Here is a 4502-nt window from a genome sequence, read left to right as displayed (position 1 = left end):
CCGCTGCACGCCAAGGCCGACCGCTCGGTCGAGCTGTGGTTCAAGACCGCCGAACCCGGCGTGATCATGAGCGACCAGAGCGTCGCTCCGAACAACCCGGGTGGAGTCACCGGCAGCTGGAGCGACCTGCTCTACGTCGGCGCCGACAAGAAGCTGCACGGCCACTGGTGGAGCTCCACCTGCAACGGCCAGGCCGCGCTCGGTTCCACGGGTGAGGTCGCGGACGACAAGTGGCACCACGCCGTCCTGTCGGCCACCGGCACCACGCAGACGCTCTACCTCGACGGCGTCAAGCAGGGCACCTGCACCGGCGCCCCGAACGACCAGACGACGTCGCGGACGTTCATCGGTGCCGGTTTCGGCACCAACTGGTACAGCTCGCCCGGCGCCGTCAGCTACTTCACCGGCTCCATCGCCGAGGTCGCGGTCCACGCCAAGGGCCTGACCGAAGGTGACGTCGCGAACCACTGGTCGGCGTACAAGGCGTCCTCGGGCGTCGCTCCGGTGCGGACGGTCAAGCTGACCAACCCCAGCAACAAGACGCTGACCTACGTGTACGACGCGGAGATGGGCAACCGCCTGCTCGCCGCGATCGACTCCGAGGGCAAGCGGACGACCTACGGCTACGACACGGGCGGCTTCCTGCACACCGTGACCGACGCCAACGGAAACCGCTCCATCACGGGCCACGACGTCCGGGGCAACGCGGTCTCCCAGACCACCTGCCAGGACACCAAGGCCAACAAGTGTTCGACGGAGTACATGACGTACTTCCCGGACGCGACCACCGTGCTGCCTCCGATGGACCTGCGCAACGACCTGGTGCTCACCGAGCGCGACGGCCGTTCCTCGGGCCCGACGGACAACACCTTCCTGACGTCGTACTCGTACGACACGGCGGGCAACCTCCTGTCGGTGACGACGCCGCCGGTGCCGGGCCACCCCAACGGGCGGACCGCGTCGACGACGTACACCACGGCCACCACGGTGGCGGCGGACACCGGTTACGCACCAGCTGGTCTGGTCGCCCAGGTGACCACGGCCGGTGGCAAGAAGACGTCGTACACGTACTACGCCAACGGTGACCTCGCCGAGATCACCGACGCCAACGGCGCCAAGGTGAAGTACACGTACGACAACCTGGGCCGCCAGGTGTCGAAGACGGAGGTGAACGACGCCAACCCGGCGGGCATCACCACGTCCCAGACGTACGACAAGAACGACCAGGTCGTCACCGAGACGGACCCGAAGATCACCAACCGGGTCACCGGCGCGGTGCACCAGGCGAAGACGACGACCGCGTTCGACGCGGACGGCAACATCCTGTCCCAGACCGTCGCCGACCTCACCGGTGGCGACGCCGCCCGTACGACGTCGATGACGTACGACGCGCACAATCAGCTGGCGACCAGGACGGACCCGGGCGGCGACACCACGTCGTTCGAGTACGACGTCTACGGCAACAAGGTCAAGGAGACGGACCCCGCGGGCAACGTCAACACCTACACCTTCGACGCCGAGCAGCGTCCGCTCACCACCAGCCTGCTGAACTACACGGGCGACCCGAACAACCCGTCCGCGCCGACGACCCTGGTCCAGGAGTCGCGGGCGTACGACCCAGCCGGCCGGCTCGCGTCGATCACCGACGCGATGGGCTATGTCACGGCGTACACCTACACCGACGACGGCCTGTCGGCCACCGTGGTCCGCAAGGACCCGCAGACCGGCAAGTCCTTCACGGAGCAGGCGAACACGTACGACGCCGCCGGCAACCTGATCGAGCAGGTCACCAACGACGGCCAGACGCGCAGCACCTTCACGGTGGACGCGGCCGACCGCACTACCAGCTCGGTCCTGGACCCGAACGGGCTCGCCCGGACGTCGAAGGTCAGCTATGACCCCGACGACAACGTGGTGTCCGAGACGGAGTACGACCCGGCGACGGGCGACACCTCCACCACGGACACGCGTTACGACAACCTGGGCAACGTGACCGGTACGACGGTCCACGACGGCACGACGGCCCCGGTCGGCCGCTGGAAGCTGGACGAGACGACGGGCACCACGGCCGGTGACTCCTCCGGAGGCAACAACAAGGCCACGCTGACCAGTGGGGTCACCCGCTCCACCGAGCGCGGTGGTGCGGCCGTCTTCAACGGCACGACGACCAGCTACGGCACGACCGAGCAGCCGGCGGTCAACACCAGCGGCAGCTTCTCGGTCGCGACGTGGGTGCGGCTGGACGACACCACCGCCAACCGCTCCTTCCTGGCTCAGGACGGTACGGTCGGCAACACCTTCCAGCTGTACTACTCCACCACCTACGGCTGGACGTTCAACCGACCGTCCGCAGACGTGTCCGGGCCGACCCTGACCCGGGTCTCCTCGGGCACCGCGGCAGTGACGGCCGGGACCTGGACCCACCTGATCGGCGTGTACGACGCGGCGGCGGGCAAGATCCGTCTCTACGTCAACGGCTCGCTGGTCCAGGAGGCCGCGTTCTCCTCCCCGTGGGAGGGAACCGGTCCGCTGCAGATCGGCCGCCGCAAGGCGGGCGGTGCCTACGCCGAGTACCACAAGGGTGCGCTCGACGACATCCAGATCTACGGTGAGGCACTGACCACCGCGCAGGCCGCGGCGGTCAAGGGCGGCACGCTCCCGGCAGCGGGCAGCTCCGTCCGGTCCGCGTCCTGGAAGCTGGACCAGCGCGGCCTGCCGCTGTCGATGACGGACGCCAACGGCTACGTCACCGACTACGGCTACGACGAGGCGGGCCAGCAGACCTCCGTCACCGAGCCGGCCGTCAACACGGAGCAGAACGGCGGGACCCCGGTCTCCGTCCGCCCTGTCACGATGACGGGCTACAACACCTTCGGCGAGGAGACCGAGTCGTCCGACCCGCTAGGCAACGTGACAGTGACGGCGTACGACGCCGAGGGCCAGGAGTCCTCGACGACCTCGCCGAACTACACCGCGCCGGGTGGCACCACGGCGATCCAGGCCACGGCCTGGAACGAGTACAACAGGCTCGGCCAGGTCACGGCCGAGGTCGACCCCCTGGGCGGCCGCACCACCTACACGTACACGCAGCTCGGCGACCTGGCCTCGGTCACGGAGCCCGGCGGCGGTACGACGACGTACACGTACACCCCCAACGGTGACCAGCTCTCGGCCACCCGGCCGAACGGGGCACGTCAGGAGAGCACCTGGGACTACCTGGGCCGCCCGCTCACGAGCACGGACATCGTCCGTCAGCCGACGCAGCGCGCGTTCACGGAAATCAACGAGTACAACGCTCCGGGCGGCGAGCTGTCCCGGACCGTGTCGCCGACCGGCGTCACGGAGTCGTACAAGTACAACGCCGAGGGCGAGGTCATCGAGGCCACGGACGGCGCCGGCAACGTGTCGACGTTCACGTACGACATGGACGGCCAGGTCCTCACGGCCAAGGACGCGGACGGCACCAGCACGAAGAACACGTATGACGGGTTCGGACAGCTGACGTCGATCCAGGACCTGGACGCGGCGGGCGCGGTGCTGCGCACGACGAGCATGAAGTACGACCGGGCGGGCAACCCGGCGTCCATGACGGACGCCAGGGGGCACACGCAGACGTACACGTACGACGCGACGGGTCTGGTCACCAAGGTCGTCGAGCCGGTCTCCGCGACCGAGTCGATCACCACGACGTACGGCTATGACGCGGCGGGCAACCGGACGCGGTTCACCGACGGCCGGGGCAACCCGTTCATCACCACGTACAACTCGTGGGGGCTGCCGGAGGCGCAGATCGAGCCGTCCACGCCGACGCACCCGAACCTCGCCGACCGCACGTTCACGACGACGTACGACGGCGGCGGGCGCGTGAAGGAGATGCGTTCTCCGGGCGGTGTCGTCGTCACGCACGAGTACGACCTCAAGAGCCGTCTGATCCGTCAGACGGGTGCGGGTGCGGAGGCCACCACGGTCGACCACACCTATGACTACGACGCGGACGACCGCATCACGGCCGTCGCGGGCGCCGGGGACGAGAAGAACACCTTCTCCTACGACGACCGCGGTCTGCTGCTGTCCACGTCCGGACCCTCGGGTGCCTCGTCCTTCGCCTGGAACGGCGACGGGGCGATGACCTCGCGGACCGACGCGTCGGGCACGTCGACGTACGGCTACGACACGGCGGGCCGGCTCAAGACGGTCAACGACGGCGCCACCGGTACGACGGCGACGTACGCCTACAACGTCAACAACGCCGTGACGGCGATCGACTACGGGGCCGGCAAGGCGAAGCGCTCCTTCGGCTACGACGCCCTGCAGCGTCTGACCAGCGACAAGCTGACCTCCCCCACCGGAAAGGAACTCTCGTCCATCACCTACGGGTGGGACGCGAACGGAAACGAGACGTCCAAGACGACCACGGGTCTCGCGGGCTCCTCGACGAACACGTACACCTACGACTGGGCCAACCGCCTGACGTCCTGGAACAACGGGACGACCACGGAGGC

General features: G+C 68.4%; 1 protein-coding gene. It reads left to right on the top strand.

The window, feature by feature from the left end; genetic code table 11:
• On the top strand, positions 1 to 4502 hold a 4502-nt coding region (locus IE136_RS36150; RefSeq protein ID WP_308432503.1), incomplete at both ends, for a LamG-like jellyroll fold domain-containing protein.

The sequence above is a fragment of the Streptomyces lateritius genome, assembly GCF_014649715.1.
Taxonomy (GTDB): domain Bacteria; phylum Actinomycetota; class Actinomycetes; order Streptomycetales; family Streptomycetaceae; genus Streptomyces; species Streptomyces lateritius.
The sequence above is the reverse complement of the archived record's forward strand: the minus strand, read 5'-3'. Positions and strand labels throughout refer to the sequence as shown.